This window comes from Pedobacter sp. ASV28, assembly GCF_016428855.1.
GTDB lineage: Bacteria > Bacteroidota > Bacteroidia > Sphingobacteriales > Sphingobacteriaceae > Pedobacter.
In genome coordinates, this window is sequence record NZ_JAELTN010000041.1 from 23,282 (window position 1) to 44,813 (window position 21,532).

At 39.2% G+C, this 21,532-nt stretch carries 14 protein-coding genes; 12 read left to right on the forward strand and 2 right to left on the reverse strand.

Annotated elements, in window-relative coordinates; genetic code table 11:
• Positions 1 to 6: 6 nt before the first annotated feature.
• From JHD79_RS15160 to JHD79_RS15205, 10 genes are all read left to right on the forward strand, one after another.
• Complete coding sequence (locus JHD79_RS15160) at positions 7 to 939, forward strand: rhodanese-related sulfurtransferase (protein ID WP_199120166.1); 933 nt, start codon at positions 7 to 9, stop codon at positions 937 to 939.
• A 250-nt stretch (positions 940 to 1,189) separates the two neighbouring features.
• Positions 1,190 to 4,090, forward strand: a complete 2,901-nt coding sequence (locus tag JHD79_RS15165) for a triple tyrosine motif-containing protein (protein ID WP_199120145.1) — start codon at positions 1,190 to 1,192, stop codon at positions 4,088 to 4,090.
• 256 nt (positions 4,091 to 4,346) lie between these two features.
• Entirely contained in the window at positions 4,347 to 7,364 is a 3,018-nt protein-coding gene (locus JHD79_RS15170; RefSeq protein ID WP_199120146.1) for a TonB-dependent receptor, read from the forward strand.
• Between the two features lie 23 nt (positions 7,365 to 7,387).
• Entirely contained in the window at positions 7,388 to 8,938 is a 1,551-nt protein-coding gene (locus JHD79_RS15175; RefSeq protein ID WP_199120147.1) for a RagB/SusD family nutrient uptake outer membrane protein, read from the forward strand.
• 7 nt (positions 8,939 to 8,945) lie between these two features.
• Positions 8,946 to 9,833 (forward strand): LamG domain-containing protein, encoded by an 888-nt coding sequence (locus JHD79_RS15180; RefSeq protein WP_199120148.1) that lies wholly within the window; start codon positions 8,946 to 8,948, stop codon positions 9,831 to 9,833.
• A gap of 60 nt (positions 9,834 to 9,893) precedes the next feature.
• Positions 9,894 to 11,582, forward strand: coding sequence for a glucoamylase family protein (locus JHD79_RS15185; protein WP_370583343.1), 1,689 nt, complete (start codon positions 9,894 to 9,896; stop codon positions 11,580 to 11,582).
• Between the two features lie 12 nt (positions 11,583 to 11,594).
• Positions 11,595 to 12,926, forward strand: coding sequence for a glucoamylase family protein (locus JHD79_RS15190; RefSeq protein ID WP_199120149.1), 1,332 nt, complete (start codon positions 11,595 to 11,597; stop codon positions 12,924 to 12,926).
• Between the two features lie 64 nt (positions 12,927 to 12,990).
• Positions 12,991 to 15,285 carry a beta-glucosidase BglX gene (gene bglX / locus JHD79_RS15195; protein WP_199120150.1) on the forward strand — a complete coding sequence of 765 codons (2,295 nt, stop codon included), beginning with the start codon at positions 12,991 to 12,993 and terminating at the stop codon, positions 15,283 to 15,285.
• A 212-nt stretch (positions 15,286 to 15,497) separates the two neighbouring features.
• Positions 15,498 to 16,274, forward strand: a complete 777-nt coding sequence (locus JHD79_RS15200) for a prolyl oligopeptidase family serine peptidase (RefSeq protein WP_199120151.1) — start codon at positions 15,498 to 15,500, stop codon at positions 16,272 to 16,274.
• A gap of 24 nt (positions 16,275 to 16,298) precedes the next feature.
• On the forward strand, positions 16,299 to 16,757 hold the full coding sequence (locus tag JHD79_RS15205) for a DUF1569 domain-containing protein (RefSeq protein ID WP_199120152.1): 459 nt from the start codon (positions 16,299 to 16,301) through the stop codon (positions 16,755 to 16,757).
• A 75-nt stretch (positions 16,758 to 16,832) separates the two neighbouring features.
• Here JHD79_RS15205 and JHD79_RS15210 read toward each other — a convergent pair whose 3' ends face one another.
• Entirely contained in the window at positions 16,833 to 17,561 is a 729-nt protein-coding gene (locus tag JHD79_RS15210; RefSeq protein WP_199120153.1) for a YebC/PmpR family DNA-binding transcriptional regulator, read from the reverse strand.
• A gap of 71 nt (positions 17,562 to 17,632) precedes the next feature.
• Positions 17,633 to 18,577 (reverse strand): NAD-dependent epimerase/dehydratase family protein, encoded by a 945-nt coding sequence (locus tag JHD79_RS15215; protein WP_199120154.1) that lies wholly within the window; start codon positions 18,575 to 18,577, stop codon positions 17,633 to 17,635.
• Between the two features lie 587 nt (positions 18,578 to 19,164).
• Between JHD79_RS15215 and JHD79_RS15220 the strand changes: the two genes are divergently transcribed.
• Both JHD79_RS15220 and JHD79_RS15225 read left to right on the forward strand, forming a co-directional pair.
• Positions 19,165 to 19,749, forward strand: a complete 585-nt coding sequence (locus tag JHD79_RS15220) for a gluconate 2-dehydrogenase subunit 3 family protein (RefSeq protein ID WP_199120155.1) — start codon at positions 19,165 to 19,167, stop codon at positions 19,747 to 19,749.
• Between the two features lie 31 nt (positions 19,750 to 19,780).
• Complete coding sequence (locus tag JHD79_RS15225) at positions 19,781 to 21,481, forward strand: GMC oxidoreductase (RefSeq protein WP_199120156.1); 1,701 nt, start codon at positions 19,781 to 19,783, stop codon at positions 21,479 to 21,481.
• Positions 21,482 to 21,532: the final 51 nt, after the last annotated feature.

Sequence of the window (21,532 nt, forward strand, 5' to 3'; positions counted from 1 at the left end):
CAATGAATTATGAAATATAACACCTTACTTTATTACTGCTATTCGCCAATAGCAGATGCAGAACAATTCGCTGCAGATCATTTAAAATTCTGTAAATCTATTGGGCTAGTTGGCCGTATTATAGTGGCCGACGAAGGTTTGAACGGTACCGTTTCTGGCTCCATAGAATCTTGCAGAACCTATATGGAACACTTACATGCTGATGAGCGATTTGCAAAAACAGAATTTAAGGTTGATGAAGTAGATGAACCTTCCTTTATCAAGATGCACTGTCGCTACAAGGCAGAAATTGTACACTCTGGCTTACGTGACAAAACCATTATAGATCCCAATAAGCAGACTGGGAAACACCTAGAGCCCACAGCATTTAGCGAAATGATGAACCAAGATGATGTAATTGTATTGGATGTAAGATCTAATTATGAACATAACCTTGGCAAATTCAAAAATGCCATCACCTTAGATATTGAAAACTTTCGCGACTTTCCAGATCAGATTGAAGCTTTGGCCAAATATAAAGACAAAAAAGTACTCACTTATTGTACCGGAGGCATTAAATGCGAGAAAGCATCTGCTTTATTGCTTCATCATGGGTTTAATGATGTTTATCAATTACATGGGGGCATTATCAAATATGGGAAAGAAGCTGGTGGAAAAGATTTTGAGGGGAAATGCTATGTATTCGATAACAGAATTGCAGTAGATGTTAATTCGGTAAACCCAACGGTGGTGAGCAAGTGCTTCAACTGCGGAACCATCTCGTCGAAAATGATCAATTGTGCCAATCCTGAATGCAACGAACATTTCACCCAATGCGATGCCTGTGGTGAAGAGCTACAAGGATGTTGCTCAATTGAGTGTACTACACACCCACGCAAACGTCCATATGATGGAACTGGCTATTATGTAAAAGTGCCGCAGCCCATTTTAAAAGATTAACTTAGTACTTTCTATTAAAATTTATAGCAAACTGACATACAAAAACTGATTGTCATGATCTTCTTACAGGTATCAAACCTCCTTTATGCTATCGGCTTTGCATAGCTGTCTGCAATTTAACATTGAGCGGTTTTTGGATTGATCATTTTGGCCATTTTATTTGGCTTTATCAAGAAATAAAGATAGACAGTTTTTATTTATAGCGTTTAAATTTCCTAATTTGCAACAAGCCCCTTTTACAATTTAGTAAATGAAGATCAGCCTGCGAAATATCGTCTTTTACGTTTGTACTCTTTTATTCGGTATAAACCATGCATTTGCCAGTGAAATTCAAAGAATTGGCGTGCCCTATGTACAGAACTATCCCAAATCCCTATATGCTGCAGGAAACCAAAATTGGGCGATTAGCAAAGACCAAAAAGGTCAGCTATATTTCGGAAATGCGGCGGGTCTCCTCTCCTTCGATGGAAAATATTGGCAAAAACACGAATTGCCCAATCGACAAATTGTAAGGTCTGTGGCCTCAGGAGCCCATGGCCTGATCTATACCGGTGGCTTTGGTGAATTTGGTTATTGGACCTTTAGCAACAGAAAACTGACCTATACTTCACTGGTCGATCAGCTTCCCAAAAACATTAAATTAACTGCAGAAGTATGGAAAATCTATGTAGTAGGCAGCAAGGTAATATTTCAAACTTTTTCTAATATTTTCATCTACGAAAACAAAAAGATATCGGTGATCAAACCACCAAACAATCTCCTTTTCCTACATCAGGTCAACAACCGGATTTTTGCTGAGGTATTAGAACAAGGGCTTTTCGAATTAAAAGGTAAACAACTGGTAAAACTAGATGGAAGTGAAGTAATTGGTCATACAGGTGTTCTGTCCATACTTCCTTACAAAGGTAGCCAATTGCTTATAGGCACCAGTAAAAATGGGCTTTTCCTTTTTGATGGATCTAAATTTAGTCCATTTCAGAATCAGGCTAACAATTTTTTAAAAACCTATCAACTTAATAATGGGGCACTGGTACTGAACAAATATTTTGCCTATGGAACCATCTTAAATGGCATTATTATTATTGATGAAAATGGCAACATTGTCCAAACCATTAATAAGACCAGCGGCTTACAAAACAACACCATTTTAAGTTTATATAATGATAACGAAAACAATTTATGGGCAGGTCTAGACAATGGAATAGATCGAATAGAGCTCAACTCTCCGCTGTCCTTTTATTTCGACAAGACCGGACAGTTTGGAACAGTTTATTCCAGCCTAATTTTTGGCGATAAAATATACCTTGGTACAAATCAGGGACTATTTTATAGTAATTGGAATAAAAATTCGAATAACTTGAGCAATAGCTTCAATTTTAGACTCATTCCTAATTCCCAGGGTCAGGTATGGGACTTGACACGTATAGACAATCAATTGATTTGTGGCCATAACAATGGCACATTTAATGTAATTGGCGACAGAATTGAAAAACTGTCAAGTATTAATGGTGGCTGGACTTTAAAAAAGCTCAATTCCAATCCAAATTATCTTATCCAAGGGACTTATACCGGCTTGGTCATCTACACCAAGAATGGCCAGGGCAACTGGACATACAGTCATAGAATAGCCAATTTCGGTGAACCCTCCCGATATGTAGAACAAGATCACAAAGGCAACATATGGGTAAGCCATGCCTATAAGGGACTGTATAGGATATCTTTAAGTAACGACCTAAAAAAAGCAATCAACATTAAGTATTACGATGAAAAAAATGGACTGCCAAGCAGCTATAACATCAATGCCTTCAATTTAGAAAATCAGATTATTTTTTCTTCAGACTTGGGTTTTTACAATTATGATGATATAAGCGATCGTTTCAATCGCTACCAATCACTGAACAACAAGCTAGGAAGTTTTAGTGCTTCCAACAAAGTGATCAATGCAGGCCAGGGTAAATACTGGTTCATTAACCATGGAAAAATGGGTTTGGCCAGTTTTAGCGAACCAGGTAAGATTTTCATTGATTCTAACAGATTCGACATCCTTGATGGAAGAATGGTACAATACTACGAAAACATTAGCCAGATCAGCAATAATATTTACCTGATCAGTGTGGATGATGGTTTTGCCATTTATACCAATACGGTTGATGGAAATAAAGCTAAAGTTAAGCTACCAAATGTGCTCATTGGCAAAGTAGAAGATATTACAGATAAATACAGCATCATAACAGAGAGTGGCAATAGCGAAGATGAACTAGAGATCCCATTTACCAGAAACAATATCCGCATTTCGTTTGCCCTGCCCTATTACCGCTTATCCAAGATCAAGTTTCAATATTTCCTAGAAGGACATTCTAAACAATGGTCAGAGTGGAGTACCTCCACGCAGAAAGATTTTACCAATTTGGCCAATGGCACCTATATCTTCAAAGTTCGGGCAAAAATAGATGAACAATCTGTTAGTGAAATCAGCACCTTAAAAGTGACCATTTTAGCTCCATGGTATGCCAACAATTGGGCTTTATTCACATACTTGATATGTATTGTAATTGCACTCATTATCGGGAAAAAAATATACGAGGCCAAACTGCGCAAGGATCAACAAAAAATAGCCGATAAGCTACAAAAAGAAAAGGAAGAATACCTGCAAAAGAAAACCGAAGCTACCGAAAAACAGATCAGTAGGCTAAAAACGGAAAAACTCCAGACAGAATTGGCCAGTAAGAGCAGAGAATTAGCTAACTCTGCCATGAGCTTGGTCTATAAAAATGAACTTCTGCAAAAAATCAGCCAGGAACTTAACAAGCTAAAGGACGGTAAAGATCAAAAGCCACAGGAAGATCAACTGCGAAAAATTCAGAAAATCATTGACGACGGAATGAATGATGAACGTGACTGGAATCTATTTGAAAATAGTTTTAACGAAGCCCATGAAAGCTTCTTTAAAAAGCTTAAGGCAAACCATCCAGACCTGGTACCAAATGACCTTAAATTATGCGCTTATCTTCGCATGAATATGAGTAGTAAGGAAATGGCCTCACTGCTAAATATTTCTTTAAGGGGCGTAGAAATTCGTCGCTATAGGTTACGAAAGAAACTTGCCGTACCCCATGACAAGAACCTAACTGAGTTTCTAATCGAACTTTAACACTACATCATTTCCTCTCATCATCAATTTTAAGAGCCATTAGCTCCACTACCTAAAAGTTCACTTGTAGTAGTAGACCTTTCCTGCTTCATTCACATAAAACCCCTGTTTTTAAATCAAAAACAGGGGTTTAGACTATAACTGAGATAGCACCCTCAAACCATTTGATGTAGTAATGTGCAAGTAAATTTAGTTGTTCATACCAAACAAAAGTTCAAAATTCGTGTAGACAAATAATCAAATATTAAACAACGGTATGAAAAAAATCTTTACAGAACTCTCTGTTTTAGCCTGCTTTTGTTTGCTTTTATTATCAGACGCAGCTTTTGCCCAAAACGTTACAGTTAAGGGTGTAATTAAAGACGATCAGAATATTCCGATCCCGTCTGTAAGCGTAATCATAAAAGGAACGAGTAATGGTGTACAAACAGATGCTGGTGGAAATTATTCCATCAGCGCCCCCGCAAACGGCACATTGGTATTTAGCTATATTGGCTTTGCCAATCAAGAAATCCCTGTGAACAACAGGACAACCATTAACGTAACCTTATTGCCTTCAGCTAATGATTTACAGCAAGTAGTAGTAGTGGGTTACGGTACGCAGAAGAAAATAGATGTGACAGGGTCTATTTCTAGTGTTAAAGGAGAAGAAATAGAAAAACTAGCAGTTACCAATCCAATTGCCGCTTTACAAGGAAAGGTACCTGGTATGACGGTAGTTAATTCTGGTGCGCCAGGATCAAGCCCCGTTGTACGTTTACGTGGCATTTCAAGTACTAAATTCGCAGATCCGCTGTATGTAGTTGACGGGTTATTACAAGATAATATTGACTTCTTAAATCCTGGTGACATAGAAAGCATCGATTTATTACGTGATGCTTCTTCAACCGCTATTTATGGTTTAAGGGGTGCAAATGGCGTAATTGCGATAACCACCAAAAGAGCTGCAAGAGGAAAAACAAGTGTAAACTTCCAAAGTACAGTCGGCATACAACACGTTACGAATAGGATAGACGTTACCAATGCCGAAGGATTTAAGAAATTATATTCGGCACAATTGGCAAATACAGGGTCAGCTCCCTTTGATTATACGAATTTTACCGCAAATACAGATTGGCAAGACCAAGTGCTTCGCAATGCCGTAATCAATACCAATTCGTTAACAGTATCTAACAATAGCGAAAAAACAAGCACCTTATTCAGCCTAGGCTACAACAATCAAGATGGTGTTGTAAAATACAACAATTATAAAAAATTCATTGCCCGTTTAAATGAAGAAATCAGAATAACTGATAACATAAAAATTGGAGGAGATATTACAGGTTTCCATTGGAGAAACGAGCCTACATCGGTAACCCTAAACAGGGCTATATGGGCAGCACCAATTGCGCCAATACAAGCCAATGAAAACACCTATTACATGATGCCTTCCTTCCAAACGCAGGTACTTAATCCAGTAGCAGAACTAGATCGTGGTAGAAATACGTCTATAAACAGAGGCTACAGGATTAATGGCAGTGTATATGCAGAAGTTAAATTTTTGAAGGATTTTACCTGGAAATCTACATTTTACACCGACTTAGGCTTCAACAATGCTAGAGGCTATACTCCCCTTCCTTTTAATTTTATACGTTTAGGAGAAGGCACTATTGCTACGGAAACAGTGTATGACAATTCTGCTAGAACTGCCATCAGCCAAAACACTTTCGAAAGCAGAAAGTACCAACAAGACCATACCTTAAGCTATAACAAGGAACTTAACGGTGGACACAGGATTAATGTGATAGCTGGTTTTACGACCGTGTTTTCATCTAGTACTACACTAAGCGGATCTCGTAGAGACACTACGCTGAATGTACCGTTCGATCCAAAATTCTGGTATCTATCAGACAATATAATCAATCCAAACAACCCAACTTTTAACAATGGTGCCGGTTATGAAGAATCTAATGCTGGTGGCTTTGTTAGAGTGAGCTACGCCTATAACAACAAGTACTTATTAAATGCAACCATACGAAGAGACGGAAGTTCTAGATTTGCTCCACAAAACAGATGGGGAACTTTTGGTAGCGTTGGATTGGGTTGGATAGCCAGTGAAGAAGATTTCTTTAAAAACAATATTAAAGGAATTGACTTCTTAAAATTGCGTGCGGCATGGGGCAGATTGGGTAATTCGAATGGTGTAGATGCAAACCTTTATCAACAAAGATTAACTACAGGTGAGGTAGCGGTTTTCGGGAACAACGTATACCCCGCAATAAGGAATGCGTATTTCCCAGATCCAAATTTACGCTACGAAATTGTACAGGGTGTTGATGTTGGTCTAGAACTAAAGACCTTAAAAAACAGGCTAAGCGTAGAAGCGACCTATTACAACAAAACTACTGACGGTATCTTGAGCGAACTGGTGCAACCAGGTACAGACCTTACCTATTTCACCAACCTAGGCAAGATTACCAATAAAGGTATTGAGCTTAGTCTAGCTTGGAATGATATTATTGGAAGTGATTTCAAATATAACGTTTCTGGTAATTTCAGCTACAATAAAAACATCGTCAACTCAATTGGCAACACCACAAACTTTCAAATTATTAGGGGAGGAACCAATCTTACAGAAACAGGACGATCTATTGGTTACTTTTATGGTTATAGACAGATTGGCATTTATCAAAGTTCTGCTGACATTGCTAGAATGCCAGGTTTTACCGACTCTGCTCCTGGAGACATTGCTTACGAAGATGTTAACGGCGATGGCGTAATTACCGCTGCCGACAGGACTTATTTGGGTACTCCTTTTCCCCCATATAGTTACGGATTAAATGTATCTATGGGCTATAAAGGTTTCGACGTAAGCATAGAAGGTCAAGGAGTTGCAGGGAATAAGATCTATACGCAACGTCGTACAGGGAACTTTGCAGCCCTAAACTATGAAACCAACAGACTAAACGCCTGGACAGGCCCAGGCACCAGCAATGTGGAACCGATCATCAACAGAAACCGTGCTAATAATTTTTTATTTAGTTCTTATTTCTTAGAGCCAGGAGATTATTTTCGTCTACGCAATGTACAGGTAGGCTACACTTTTGCCAACATCAAGGCAATAGGTCTACAAAAGCTACGTGTTTTCATCAGTGGTCAAAATATTAAGACATGGACAAAAGCAACAGGTTATACACCTGAAGCTCAAATAGGAAACATTCTTCAAGGCGGTGCCGATAATGGTGTTTATCCAGTTCCAGCTATTTATTCTTTTGGATTAAATATAACCTTTTAACCATCGTAATTAATTTTTGAAAAATGAAAACATTATATAAAACAACAAAGAATATTGGTATAGCGTGCTTGGCAATAGCACTTATAGCATCAGTATCTAGCTGTAAAAAATTTTTGGACACACAGACACAAGGGCAGTATACCGATAAAGACTATCCATACCCTGGAGGCTCTGGTCCTTATGATCAATATATATTTGCAGCATATAAAAGCCTAAGGGCATATGGTGTACACGCATTTGGCTTTATACTTTCTACAGCCGTAAGAAGTGACGATTCCGATATTGGGAGCGTAGCTGGTGACGGTGGGGCAAATGTACAAACCTTTGAAACCTTCCCGCTTTCACCCGCTAATAGCATTATAAATGGCATGTGGGTAGAATATTATGGGTTGATAGATAAATGTAATATAACCTTAGATCAGATCGCAAACAATAAAGATATTATTGCTACCGATGCAAATAAGATTCAATCTCAAGCAGAAGCTAGATTTTTAAGGGCCTATGCTTACTTTAACATGGTCAGGTTATTCGGTAGAATTCCACTAATTGAAAAACCGCAGGTCGTTGGTCAAACCAGTGCGGCACAAAGTACACCTGCCCAAATCTATGCCTTAATAGAAAGCGATTTACAGTTTGCCGCATTAAACTTACCACCATCTTGGGACCCAAGATTTGTTGGACGTGCAACAAGTGGTGCTGCAAATGGTTTATTGGCCAAGGTCTATTTAACCCAAAAAAAATGGGGTGCCGCTATGGCCTCTGCCAATTTAGTGATGACTAGCGGTCAATATAATTTATCGACCCCTTATAACGAAATTTTTAAGGAAGAAGGCGAAAATAGCAAAGAAAGTGTTTTTGAAGTACAGGCAACTGCGTCAGCCGCAATACCAACCGCAAATGGCGTACAGTACGCAGCTAACCAAGGTGTAAGGGCTGCTGGAGACTGGAACCTTGGAGATGGCTTCAATGTACCAAACATCACCTTAGACCAAGCGTACGAACCTAATGACCCACGTAAAGCAAGAACCTTCTTATATAGAAGTACTGCCAATACTACTTATACAACCGTATATGGCGATGCGACTGCTACCACCTGGCAAAACCCAATTTATAACCATAAAGTTTATACTAATCCTGCAAGGAGAGCATCCATAGGCAATAGATTTGGTTGGTGGATGAATATCAGAATATTACGTTATGCAGATGTGGTATTAATGTACGCCGAAGCTGCAAATGAAGTAGGTGGAACCGCTAACTTTACCGCAGCAAAAGATGCACTAAATAGCGTACGCTTTAGAGCTAGGGCTGGAAATAGCAGCATTTTACCAGATGTACCTTTCATAGACCAAAACCAACTTAGAGAAGCCATCCGCCACGAAAGAAGAATAGAATTAGCCATGGAACACGAACGCTTCTTTGATATCGTAAGGTGGGGAATTGCAGGAACGGCCATGGCTGCTGCGAACAGACCTAACTTCGCTGAGTTTCGCGATGTGTTGCTACCCATCCCTCAAACTCAGATAGATTTAAGTAAAGAGCCTAACAAATTAACTCCAAACCCTGGTTATAATTAATATGAATATGAAATTTTCACATATATATACTAAAGGTTGTTTGCTAGGATTATTTCTGGCAGGCTTAACTTTTTCATCATGTAAAAAAGATGGAAACCCAAATAATCTTCCTAGTGTTAGTCCCTCAGCCTACGAAGGAAAAATTGATGGTTTTGCTAGCACCGATGAAGTGTTTTCCGATAACCTTGTTGCATACTTCAGCTTCGATGATACTTACAATGAAAAGTTTTCGAATGCCTCTCCTACCTTAAAGACTGGAGATAGCTTTGTTAGCGGTTTTAAAGGTAAGGCATTGAGCTTAAATGCTGGCTATTTATATTATGCCACACAATTTGCTGCATTTAAAACAGACGCCTTTAAAAGCTTTACCATAAGTCAATGGATCAAAATCTCAAATAATGGATCCAAACGTACCATGCTACTTACATTGGCACGCCCTGGCAATCTGCAAGGCAATTTGAATATAAATTTGAATACAAATTCTAGGCCCGCAACCAACTTAGATTTTATTGGCATACAACCTGTTTTTGCAACAGTTGGAGGTGGAACACAAGATAATTTAAATGCCAACAGCTCCCCTAAAATTGGTCCTGATAATTGGGTTCACTTAGTAATAGCCTACAATGGTTCAACGGGAAGATTTAACATTGTCGCAAACGGCGTAAATATCGGCAGTTATTCTGATAGAGGTGTAGGTAACAGTCTTTTCAAGTCTTATGAACCTAGTGAGTTAATTTTTGGTGCCAACTACAATTTAATTCCGGGAAAAGCCATTAATGCCGACGCTTCTTATGCCGCTATGACAGGTACAATTGATGAGGTAAGAATATATAATAGATTTATGCCAGACGCCATTGCAAAAGCATTATATCAACTAGGCTTAGCCAACAAATAACATTTTAAGCATAGTGCCAAATAACTGGCACTATGCTACTTTAAATAATATCGAATATAAGTGGTAAAATCAAGTCATGTCAATTATCTGAAGAATAACAAATTAGTCAATTTTTTACTGGCTATACTTTTGATTATTTTTTCTTCTAGCTGTAAAAAAAGCAACACTGAAAAGACCGTTAATACTGACACTTCCCTTTCCTTTTGGGTGAACGGAAGTAATAATGGGACATTAAAATATACAAACCTTAACCTTAAACCTGTCATAAAATTCAGTTTTACAGAAGCCATCAATACCGCAACAGTGACCAATGGGATTTTATTAACGGATGAGGTAGGCGCAGTCATTCCATATGTTACAGTTTATCAAGATGGCAATAAAACCATAAGCATTACTCCCCAAAACAACTTAAAATCATTTAGTGGCTATACACTAGCCGTAAATGATCTTTTAAAATCAGCTGGTGGCGGCCGATTGATCAACCCTGTGAACATTGCGTTAATAGCTGGTTTAGACGATACAGATAAGTTTCCCCGTATCTCCGACGATGAGCTGTTAACCCTTGTACAAAAACAAACTTTTAAATATTTCTGGGATTTTGCCCATCCTACAAGTGGCATGGCCAGAGAAAGAAATACTTCGGGCAATACCGTAACAGCTGGTGGTTCAGGTTTTGGCGTAATGGCATTGGTTACGGGCATTAGCCGTAATTTTATTAGTAGAACCGATGGCCTAGCCAGAATGCAGCAAATAGTTGGTTTCCTGAAAACCGCTGATCGCTTCCATGGGGCTTTTCCACACTGGATAGATGGCAATACGGGAAAAGTTATTGCCTTTAGTACCAAAGATAATGGCGGTGATTTGGTAGAAACCTCTCTACTCATGGCAGGACTGCTCACTGCACGTCAGTATTTTGATGGAGCAAATGCCACAGAAACGACCTTAAGAAACGATATCACCAATTTGTACAACGAAGTAGATTGGAATTGGTACAGAAACGGTACCAATAGCCTTTATTGGCATTGGAGCCCCAACTATGGTTGGGACATGAACCTTAAAATACAAGGATGGAACGAGTGTTTAATTACATATGTTTTGGCCGCCTCTTCGCCAACCCATCCTATTTCCAAGACCGTTTACGATCAAGGTTGGGCCAGAGATGGGGCCATGAAAAATGGCAATAGCTATTACGGGGTACAACTACCTCTGGGTAATGCCAATGGAGGCCCATTATTTCTATCTCAATATTCCTTTTTGGGCATTAACCCTAATGGTTTGACTGATGTTTATGCCAATTATGAGACCCAAAACAAAGCGCACACCATGATCAATTATAACTACTGCGTGGCAAACCCGGCAAAGAACATTGGTTATAGTGCCGAGTGCTGGGGCCTAACTGCAAGCGATATTCCTGGAGGCTATACGGCAAGTTCGCCCACCAACGACAGAGGGGTTATAGCACCTACTGCAGCTTTATCCTCCTTTCCTTATACACCTAGCCAGTCTATGGCCGCACTTAAGTTCTTCTATTATAAACTGGGTGATAAAATTTGGAAAGAATATGGATTTATAGATGCCTTTAATCTTAATGAACCTTGGTTTGCCAGTTCTTTTTTAGCTATTGACCAAGGTCCAATCATTATCATGATCGAAAATTATAGAACACAATTATTATGGAACCTGTTCATGAGTGCTCCAGAAATTAAAACAGGAATGAAAGGCCTAGGCTTTTCAAGCCCTAAATTATAACACACCACACATATGAAACTGAATTATCTGATTGTTTTAATGGTTTTAATGGGAAGTTGCTCTGCTTCAAAAACCAATGATAAAGTACAAAAAAAACTAAGCGACGAAGAGCTGCTTACCCTTGTACAAAAACAGACCTATAAGTATTTTTACGAAGGTGCCGAACCTATCTCTGGATTGTCTAGGGAACGTTACCATACCGATGGTACCTACCCACAGAATGATAAGGATGTGATAGCAACTGGTGCAAGCGGATTTGGCCTCATGGGAACCATAGTAGCCATAGAACGCAAATTCATCACAAGAGAACAGGGCTTTAACCACCTAAAAAAAGGGATAGATTTTTTGGCTAAAGCAGACCGGTTTCATGGCGTTTGGCCCCATTGGATATTACCTTCTGGCAAAGCAAAGGCATTTGGTAAGAACGATGACGCTGGAGATTTGGTCGAAACCTCTTTTCTGGCGCAAGCCTTAATCTGTGTTCGCCAATATTATGCAAATGGCAATGCACAGGAAAAAGCCCTAGCCCAAAAAGTAGACGAACTGTGGAAGGGTATCGATTGGAATTTTTATAGGCAAAATAACCAAAATGTACTTTACTGGCACTGGTCGCCTAATTCGGGCTGGAAAATGAATTTTGCCATTACGGGCTATAACGAATGCCTAATTACTTATGTCATGGCCGCTGCATCACCAACACATGGTGTGCCTGCCGAAGTTTATCATCAGGGATGGGCCAAAAATGGCGCCATCAATACCAATATCTCTGTTTATGGCCATCCCATTAAACTTAAACATAATGTTAATGGAGAAAGTATTGGCCCCCTATTTTGGGCACACTATTCTTACCTAGGCCTAAACCCAAAAGGGTTAAAAGACAAATATGCCGATTACTGGCAGGAAAATCGTAACCAAACCTTAATCAACTATGATTACTGCATTGCCAACCCTAAAGGCTACAAAGGTTATGGCAAAAACTCATGGGGACTGACGGCCAGTTATTCTGTAAAAGGTTACGCTGCCCATATGCCATTGGAAGACTTAGGGGTCATCAGCCCAACTGCAGCACTATCCTCCTATCCATACACGCCCAAAGAAAGCATGCAAATGATTAGGTATTTATATGAAAATAGGAAAGATAAGGTTTGGGGAGCGTTTGGGTTTTACGATGCCTATAGTGAAACAGCCAATTGGTATCCTAAAAGATATATTGGTATTGATCAAGGTCCTATTGTAGTTATGATTGAGAACGGAAGAACAGGCCTACTCTGGAATCTATTTATGAGTGCACCTGAAATAAAACTGGGCCTAAAAAAATTAGGTTTCCAAAGTCCACAGATCTAAAGTACAGCACACAAGGACAATCAATACATGAATGAGCTAAGATAACACACAAATACATTACTCGATGAAAAAAATCAGTTTCCTACTTCTACTATCTACTTTCACCTTTCATACTGTTACCGCACAAGCCCAAAAAGCTGCTATAGAAAAACAGAAAATGGATAATTTTATTGCTAATCTAATGTCCAAGATGACAGTAGATGAAAAGATTGGGCAGTTAAACCTGGTGACAGGAGGCGAAGCCACCACTGGAGCAGCGGTAAGCACTGATGTCGAATCGAAAATTGCCAAGGGAAATGTAGGCGGCATATTTAGCATGACTACACCGCAAAAAATTCGAAAAACCCAAGAAATTGCCATGAAAAGCAGGTTAAAAATTCCTTTGATTTTTGGTCAGGACGTGATACATGGCTATAAAACCACCTTTCCTATACCATTAGCTTTAGCAGCAAGTTGGGATTTATCACTAATTGAAAAAACGGCAAGAGTTGCAGCCACAGAAGCAAGTGCTGATGGTCTGAACTGGACTTTCTCGCCAATGGTCGACATTTCAAGAGATCCTCGTTGGGGTCGCGTGGCCGAAGGTAGTGGAGAAGATACCTTTTTAGGGTCTGAAATTGCAAAAGCCATGGTAAGAGGTTATCAGGGGAATGATTTAAAACAACTAAACACGATGATGGCCTGCGTGAAACACTTTGCACTTTATGGCGCATCAGAAGCCGGTAGAGATTATAATACAACCGACATGAGTTTAGACAGGATGTATAACGAATATCTACCTCCCTATAAGGCAGCTCTCGATGCCGGCGCAGGAAGTATTATGGTTTCCTTTAATGACATTAACGGGGTACCCGCTACCGCCAACAAGTGGTTACTTACAGATTTACTACGTAAACAGTGGGGCTTTAAAGGTTTTGTAGCATCCGATTACACTGGGGTAAGCGAACTGATCAATCACGGTCTAGGAGATCTCCAAACTGTTTCTGCACTATCATTGAAAGCAGGTACAGATATGGATATGGTAAGCGAAGGTTTCTTAACCACGCTCAAAAAATCATTAAATGAAGGAAAAGTAAACATTGCGCAAATCAACAATGCCTGCCGCCTAATTTTAGAGGCAAAATATAAGCTCGGATTATTTGATGATCCATTCAGATATTGTAGTGAAGAAAGGGCCGCAAAAGAAATTCTTACACCCGAAAATCTGAAATTTGCTCGCGAAACAGCCACCAAAACCTTTGTGCTACTCAAAAACGAAAAACAGACCTTACCTTTAAAAAGAACTGGAACAATTGCACTGATAGGACCTTTGGCAAACACCAGGTCGAACATGCCCGGCACTTGGAGTGTAAATGCCGATTTTGACAGAATACCTACCCTTTTGGAAGGATTAACAGAAGTTGCAGGTAAAAATGTAAAAGTACTTCATGCCCTAGGTTCCAATTTAATTGCTGATGAAAAGCAACAAATATGGGGTACTGCCCATGGTCGTGATATCCCAAGGGATAATCGCCCCGAAGACGATATCATTGCCGAAGCCATAAAAATTGCCAATCAGTCTGACCTAGTAGTAGCAGCTTTAGGCGAAGCCTCTGAAATGAGCGGAGAAAGCTCAAGCAGAACAGACATTGGCATTCCAGATACACAGAAGAAATTGTTGGCCGCATTAATAAAAACTGGGAAACCAGTGGTATTGGTATTATTTGCCGGTCGCCCAATGACCCTAACTTGGGAAAATGAACACGTTCCAGCCATTTTAAACGTATGGTTTGGAGGTGTGGAGGCCGCAAGAGCCATAGGCGATGTATTATTTGGCGACGTCAATCCCTCTGGAAAATTAACGATGACCTTTCCACAAAATGTAGGACAGATCCCGCTTTATTACAGCCATAAGAATACGGGTCGCCCATTAGATAACGAAAAGTGGTTTTTCCGCTTCCGTTCTAATTATTTAGATGTAAGTAACGAACCACTCTACCCTTTTGGTTATGGTTTGAGCTATGCCACATTTAACTATGGAGATCTCAAATTGAGTTCGAATACATTGAAACCTGGCCAAAAAATTACGGTAAGCACTACAGTGACCAATACGGGTAAAGTAGCAGGTCAGGAAGTGGTGCAACTCTATACCAGAGACCTTGTAGGCAGTAGTACCAGACCTGTAAAAGAGCTAAAAGGCTTTCAAAAAATTACCCTACAGCCTGGAGAAAGCAAAATGGTTAGCTTTATCCTATCGGAAGAAAACCTGAAATTCTTTAACAACGATCTTAAATTTGTAGCAGAGCCGGGTGATTTTAAAGCATTTATCGGGCCTAATGTTAGAGATGTAAAGGAAATTGATTTTAAATTAGTGAAGTAATTTGCGTATCCTAAAGACTTACGAAGCTTTAAAACGGAGAAGCCCTCAACTTTTGCTTTAAAAACAACAAATAATTAAAGTTAAACTTCGTAAGTCTAAGCGAGTACCGAACTTTCGGGAGAGAAATCTAATACCCTTATAGCATCTTGTTAGATTTCTCCTCCTTCTTAGTCGAAATGACGAAAAAGGAATAATGTCGTAAATTAAATAATATGAAAAGAATAAGTATAGCAATCCTATTATTTTTCCTTAGCATCACCACCTTTGCCCAAGACTTTTCCGCCTTTAAAAAGGAAGAATTTATAAATAAAGGTGATACGTTAAAATATCGGATACTTTATCCAAAGAATTTTGATAGCAGCAAAAAATATCCGGTAATATTATTTTTACATGGACGCGGAGAAAGTGGAAATGATAATGAAAAACAACTAACCCATGGTGGCAAACTGTTTTTAGACGATAATTTCAGAAAAAGTTATGAAGTGATTACCATTTTCCCCCAATGTGCAGAAAGCAGCTATTGGGCAAACGTAGAAATAGAAACCGTAAATGACAAACGCTTTTTCACCTTTGTAAAAGGTGGTAAGGCCACCAAATCTATGAGCTTACTGTTACAGTTCACCGATCAGTTTTTAAAAAACAACTTTGTAGAACCTACTCGTATTTATGTGGGCGGTTTATCCATGGGAGGCATGGGCACCTTTGAAATCTTGAGAAGAAAGTCCAAAACCTTTGCAGCTGCTTTTGCCATTTGTGGTGGAGATAATGTACAAAATGTAAAGAAATACAAAAACATTCCGCTTTGGATTTTTCATGGAGGCCTAGATGATGTGGTTACGCCACAATTTTCTTACGGTATTTATAGAGAACTTAAAAAATTGGGTAATGAGCCCAAGTTTACCGTTTACTTAAAAGCCAACCATAACAGTTGGGACAGTGCCTTTGCCGAACCCAATTTATTACCTTGGTTACTTTCCCACAAAAAATAAGCTAATTTCGTAAAAAATTAGACAATGGATTTACCTAATATTTTTACCAAAGAAGTAGCGGAAGGTGTTATTGAAAGAATAAACAAATTAACACCAAGTTCACGACCTATATGGGGCAAAATGAGTGTTGCCCAGATGTTGGCGCATTGTTGTGTATCCTACGAGATGGTATATACCGACAAGCATCCGAAACCAGGCTTCTTTATGAGTTTTATCTTAAAAAACTTTATAAAGAAAATGGTAGTATCGCACAAGGCCTATCCTAAAAATTCGAAAACTGCACCTGCGTTTTTAGTTCGCGATGAAAAAGATTTTGAAGCAGAAAAGAAATGCCTAGTTGATTACATTAGAGAGACCCAAGTATTGGGCACTTATATTTTTGATGGTAAAGTTTCCCATTCATTTGGCACTTTAAGTGCTAATGAATGGAATAATATGTTCTACAAACATCTAGATCACCACCTTAAACAGTTTGGCGTATAAAAACCTCGTGGGTTTTGAAAACCTACGAGGTTTAATCGACTAAAAGAGGCTTAAAATAAAAATTCACAACTTAGCTTATTCAGCCATATTGTGGTAAACGGCCTGTACATCATCATCTTCCTCTAACTTATCAATAAGTTTCAAGACATCAGCAGCCTGTTCTTCTGTTACTTCGTGATGTGACAATGCAATACGTTCCAACTTAGAACTCTTCAACTCGATACCTTTTTCTTCAATGGCCTTCTGTAAACGTCCAAAATCTTCAAAGGCTCCTTGTGCCACTACCATATCGTTTCCCTCTTCATCTGCTTCTACATAAAGTTCTTCCAAACCAGCATCAATAAGTTCAAACTCCAATTCTTCTAAATCTAGTTCATTTGTTGGAGCAAACCTGAAAATAGACTTTCTACTGAAAACAAAATCGAGAGAACCTGTTTTGCCCAGAGAGCCATTCGTTTTATTGAAATAGCTACGAACATTGGCTACCGTACGATTGGTATTGTCTGTTGCGGTCTCAATAAGCACTGCTACTCCATGAGGGGCATAACCTTCATATACAATTTCCTCATAGTTTGCCATTGATTTATCAGAGGCACGTTTAATAGCGGCATCTACCCTATCTTTTGGCATGTTTACCGCCTTGGCATTCTGTATAGCAGTACGTAAACGAGAGTTGGTTTCCGGATGTGGACCGCCATCTTTAACGGCAATTACAATATCCTTACCAATACGTGTAAACTGTACGGCCATTTTGGCCCAACGTTTAAATTTTCTTTCTTTTCTAAATTCGAATGCTCTTCCCATTTTTTCTAGTATTGAGTACGAGTACCGAGTATCAAGACGCTACGTCTTAACCCCTAACCCCATACCTTAGTTTATTTTTTTAAGTTTATCAGCATATCGGCCGTCATTTTGGCTAGGTCAAATTCTGGCTTCCAAGCCCAATCTTTTTTTGCAAAACCATCATCAATAGAACTTGGCCAGCTATCTGCAATTTGTTGCCTATGATCATTTCCTGTATAGCTCAATTTAAAATCTGGTATGTGCTTACGTATTTCAGCAGCCAATACTTCCGGTGTAAAGCTTACCCCCGCAAAGTTATAGCTCGATCTAATGGTAATCTGATCGGCCGGTGCATTCATCAACTCAATCGTTCCGCGAATAGCATCATCCATATACATCATGGGCAAAGCTGTTGTGGCCGACAAAAAAGAAGCGTAATTACCTTTTTTCAATGCCTCGTGAAAAATATGCACCGCATAATCTGTAGTACCACCTCCAGGCGCAGCTTTCCAACTGATCAGCCCAGGATAACGGATACTTCTCACATCCAAACCGTATTTTTGGTGATAATATTCACACCAACGCTCACCTGCCAACTTACTAATTCCGTATACCGTATTAGGATCCATGGTGCAATATTGTGGCGTATTATTTTTGGGCGAATTAGGTCCAAAAACAGCAATGGAACTTGGCCAATATACTTTCGCAGTCTTATATACCAAAGCAAAATCCAATACGTTGAGCAGACCGTTCATATTCAAATCCCAAGCTAATTTAGGGTTCTGTTCGCCAGTTGCCGACAATAAAGCAGCTAGTAGATAAACCTGCGTAGGTTTATATTTTTCGAAGATTACTTTTAAGATATCTTTGTCCAAAACATTGACGAACTCAAATGGTCCAGCATTTTTAATCTCGTAATCTGGCCTGCGTATATCGCAGGCAATCACATTATCACTACCATAATCAAGCCGAAGCGCACTGACCAGTTCGGTACCGATCTGTCCGTTTGAGCCTAATACTAATATTTTTTCTTTCATAAGTAAATTGAAATTTGACAAAGGTAAAAAATTGGGCTAAAAGCCGTATCAATTTTTAATAGCAATTCATGATTTCATTAAAGCTACTTAATTAGGAAACTTTTCAATAAAGCATTTCATTAAACTTACTTTTCATTACAATTAAACATTCGTTATATTGTTTTTTATTTCATTTTTTTAGAAATAAGATGAACAAAAATTATATACTTTTATGATATCTATCGTCTTTTGAAATTTGAACACTAAAACTCATGAAAAAGTATCCAACATAAATTCACACGAGAATAATCTTTTCATTTCGACCGAATGGTATTTCTTTAATCTAACAAGCGTCAAGAGGTCTGCATTAAAAATATTAAACCCATACCACATTAATTCACTAAACACCAATACATAAACCCTATTCATGATCAGAAAAGTGATGTACGACAAAAAAATGTATTAAAAACATGATAAAATCGTGTGAATTTGATACCAAGTTTGTAGCAATTTCGTAACATACATGGATAACAAATTTTTAATTATTATTATTACACTAAATTATATAGTGTACAAATCACACTTAGAAACCAAAATATACCGTAAATATGGACAGAAGAGAAGCACTTAGAAGTGTTGCTATCCTTTTAGGAACCACCATCTCTGCAGGAACCACCGACATCCTGTTCAGCAGTTACACTTTACCGGAAAATGAAAAAAACAACGTTACTTTTTCTGTAGAGCAGCGTAAATTGCTTACAGAAATTGCCGATGTGATTATTCCAACCACCAAATCATCTCCGGGAGCCAAAGTTGCCGGCGTAGGTAAGTTTATCCCTATGATGATCAATGACTGTTATCCTGCTAAACAACAACAGTCTTTTTATAAGGGCCTAACTGAATTTGAAGCGAGGGTAAAAAAAACCTATGGAAAAAGTTATGGCCTAATTCCCCTGAAAGACCGTCAGAAGTTACTTACAGAACTTAGGCAGGAAACACTAGATCAAAAACAAGCAAAAAATCCTGATCAAGCAGACATTACCTATTTCTTTACCATTACAAGAGATCTTACGTCTTTAGGCTATTTTTCGTCAGAAGTGGGCTGCACAAAGGCCCGGGAATATTTGCCAATACCTGGCAGCTATGACGGTAATACCACCTTAAAGCCAGGTCAAAAATCTTGGGCAACCTAATCTCTTTTCCTAAACACTCAAACAAAACAAAATGAACTTAAACATAAATTTAAAGGCAGAAAACACTTACGACGCAATAGTTGTGGGTTCGGGTATTAGCGGTGGCTGGGCAGCTAAAGAATTGACCGAAAAAGGCTTGAAGGTTTTATTGCTAGAGAGGGGAATGAACATTGAGCACATCAAGGATTACGATTCAGCCATGAAAAATCCTTGGGACATCAAACACGCCGGAAGATTAACGGAAGAAATGAAACGTACCCATCCCGTGCAAAAAAGAGATTACCCCTACAATGAAGCTACCGAAAAATGGTGGGTCAACGACCTGGAATGTCCCTATACAGAAGTAAAAAGATTTGATTGGTACAGAGGCTTTCACGTAGGTGGAAAATCCCTCATGTGGGGTCGTCAAAGCTATCGTTTTAGCGATCACAATTTTGAAGACAATGCCAAAGATGGCTATGGAAATGATTGGCCTATACGCTACAAGGATCTGGAAAAATGGTACGATTATGTTGAACGTTTTGCTGGCATCAGCGGACAGGCAGAAAACTGGCCTACACTACCTGATGGTCAATTTCTCCCTCCAATGGATTTAAACGTAGTAGAGAAATCGGTAAAAGCCAGAATTGAGGAAAAATATAAAAAAGAAAGAATCATGACCATTGGCCGTGTGGCCAACCTTACCGTTCCGCATTTGGGCCGTGGAAATTGCCAATACCGTAACCTATGCAGCCGTGGCTGTCCTTTTGGTGCTTATTTCAGTACGCAATCTTCTACCCTCCCAGCAGCCGTTGAAACCGGGAACCTTACCTTAAGGCCTTATTCTATTGTCAACCATATCATTTATGACAAAGACACGAAAAAAGCCAAGGGTGTAATGGTAATTGATGCTGAGACCAACAAAACGATGGAGTTTTATGCTAAGATTGTTTTTGTAAACGGTTCTACTTTAGGGTCTACCTTTATCTTGCTCAACTCTACTTCAGAAGCGCATCCAGAAGGTCTGGGCAATGGTAGTGGTCAATTGGGCCACAACCTAATGGACCACCATTTCCGCTGTGGTGCCTCTGGCGAAGCGCCTGGCTTTGAAAACAAATATACCTATGGTCGTAGGGCCAATGGTATTTACGTACCTCGTTATCAAAATGTAGGAAATGACAAACGTGATTACCTACGTGGATTCGGATATCAAGGTGGAGCCAGCCGTGCAAACTGGCAAAATGATGTAGCCGAACTCGCCTTTGGCGCAGAATTTAAGGACAAAATGACCAAACCGGGGAAATGGAGCATGGGCTTGGGAGGTTTTGGTGAGATGCTGCCTTATTATGAAAACAGGGTATATCTAGACAAAAGCAAAACAGATAAATGGGGACAGCCCGTATTGGCAATTGACTGCGAATACAAAGAAAACGAAAAGAAAATGCGTTCCGATATGATGAACGACGCCGCCGAAATGTTAGAGGCAGCGGGCATGAAAAATATCAGAACGTATGACAATGGCTGTTATCCGGGTATGGCTATCCACGAAATGGGAACGGCCAGAATGGGTAAAGACCCTAAAACTTCTGTTTTAAATGAATGGAACCAAATGCACGAGGTAAAAAATGTATTTGTAACTGACGGATCATGCATGCCTTCCATAGCCTGTCAAAATCCTTCGCTTACCTTTATGGCGCTAACTGCCCGTGCTTGTGACCATGCGGTTAATGAATTGAAAAAAGGAAACCTTTAAAACGTTAAAAGTTGTAGGTTTTAGTTATAAGTAGGCACATGTCCAAACGTA

Excerpts from the sequence above, each read along its gene's own strand:
- JHD79_RS15165 (WP_199120145.1), top strand. The coding sequence starts at position 1,190 with ATGAAGATCAGCCTGCGAAATATCGTCTTTTACGTTTGTACTCTTTTA.
- JHD79_RS15170 (WP_199120146.1), top strand. The coding sequence starts at position 4,347 with ATGAAAAAAATCTTTACAGAACTCTCTGTTTTAGCCTGCTTTTGTTTG.
- JHD79_RS15175 (WP_199120147.1), top strand. The coding sequence starts at position 7,388 with ATGAAAACATTATATAAAACAACAAAGAATATTGGTATAGCGTGCTTG.
- JHD79_RS15180 (WP_199120148.1), top strand. The coding sequence starts at position 8,946 with ATGAAATTTTCACATATATATACTAAAGGTTGTTTGCTAGGATTATTT.
- JHD79_RS15190 (WP_199120149.1), top strand. The coding sequence starts at position 11,595 with ATGAAACTGAATTATCTGATTGTTTTAATGGTTTTAATGGGAAGTTGC.
- bglX (WP_199120150.1), top strand. The coding sequence starts at position 12,991 with ATGAAAAAAATCAGTTTCCTACTTCTACTATCTACTTTCACCTTTCAT.
- JHD79_RS15200 (WP_199120151.1), top strand. The coding sequence starts at position 15,498 with ATGAAAAGAATAAGTATAGCAATCCTATTATTTTTCCTTAGCATCACC.
- JHD79_RS15205 (WP_199120152.1), top strand. The coding sequence starts at position 16,299 with ATGGATTTACCTAATATTTTTACCAAAGAAGTAGCGGAAGGTGTTATT.
- JHD79_RS15210 (WP_199120153.1), bottom strand. The coding sequence starts at position 17,561 with ATGGGAAGAGCATTCGAATTTAGAAAAGAAAGAAAATTTAAACGTTGG.
- JHD79_RS15215 (WP_199120154.1), bottom strand. The coding sequence starts at position 18,577 with ATGAAAGAAAAAATATTAGTATTAGGCTCAAACGGACAGATCGGTACC.
- JHD79_RS15220 (WP_199120155.1), top strand. The coding sequence starts at position 19,165 with ATGGACAGAAGAGAAGCACTTAGAAGTGTTGCTATCCTTTTAGGAACC.
- JHD79_RS15225 (WP_199120156.1), top strand. The coding sequence starts at position 19,781 with ATGAACTTAAACATAAATTTAAAGGCAGAAAACACTTACGACGCAATA.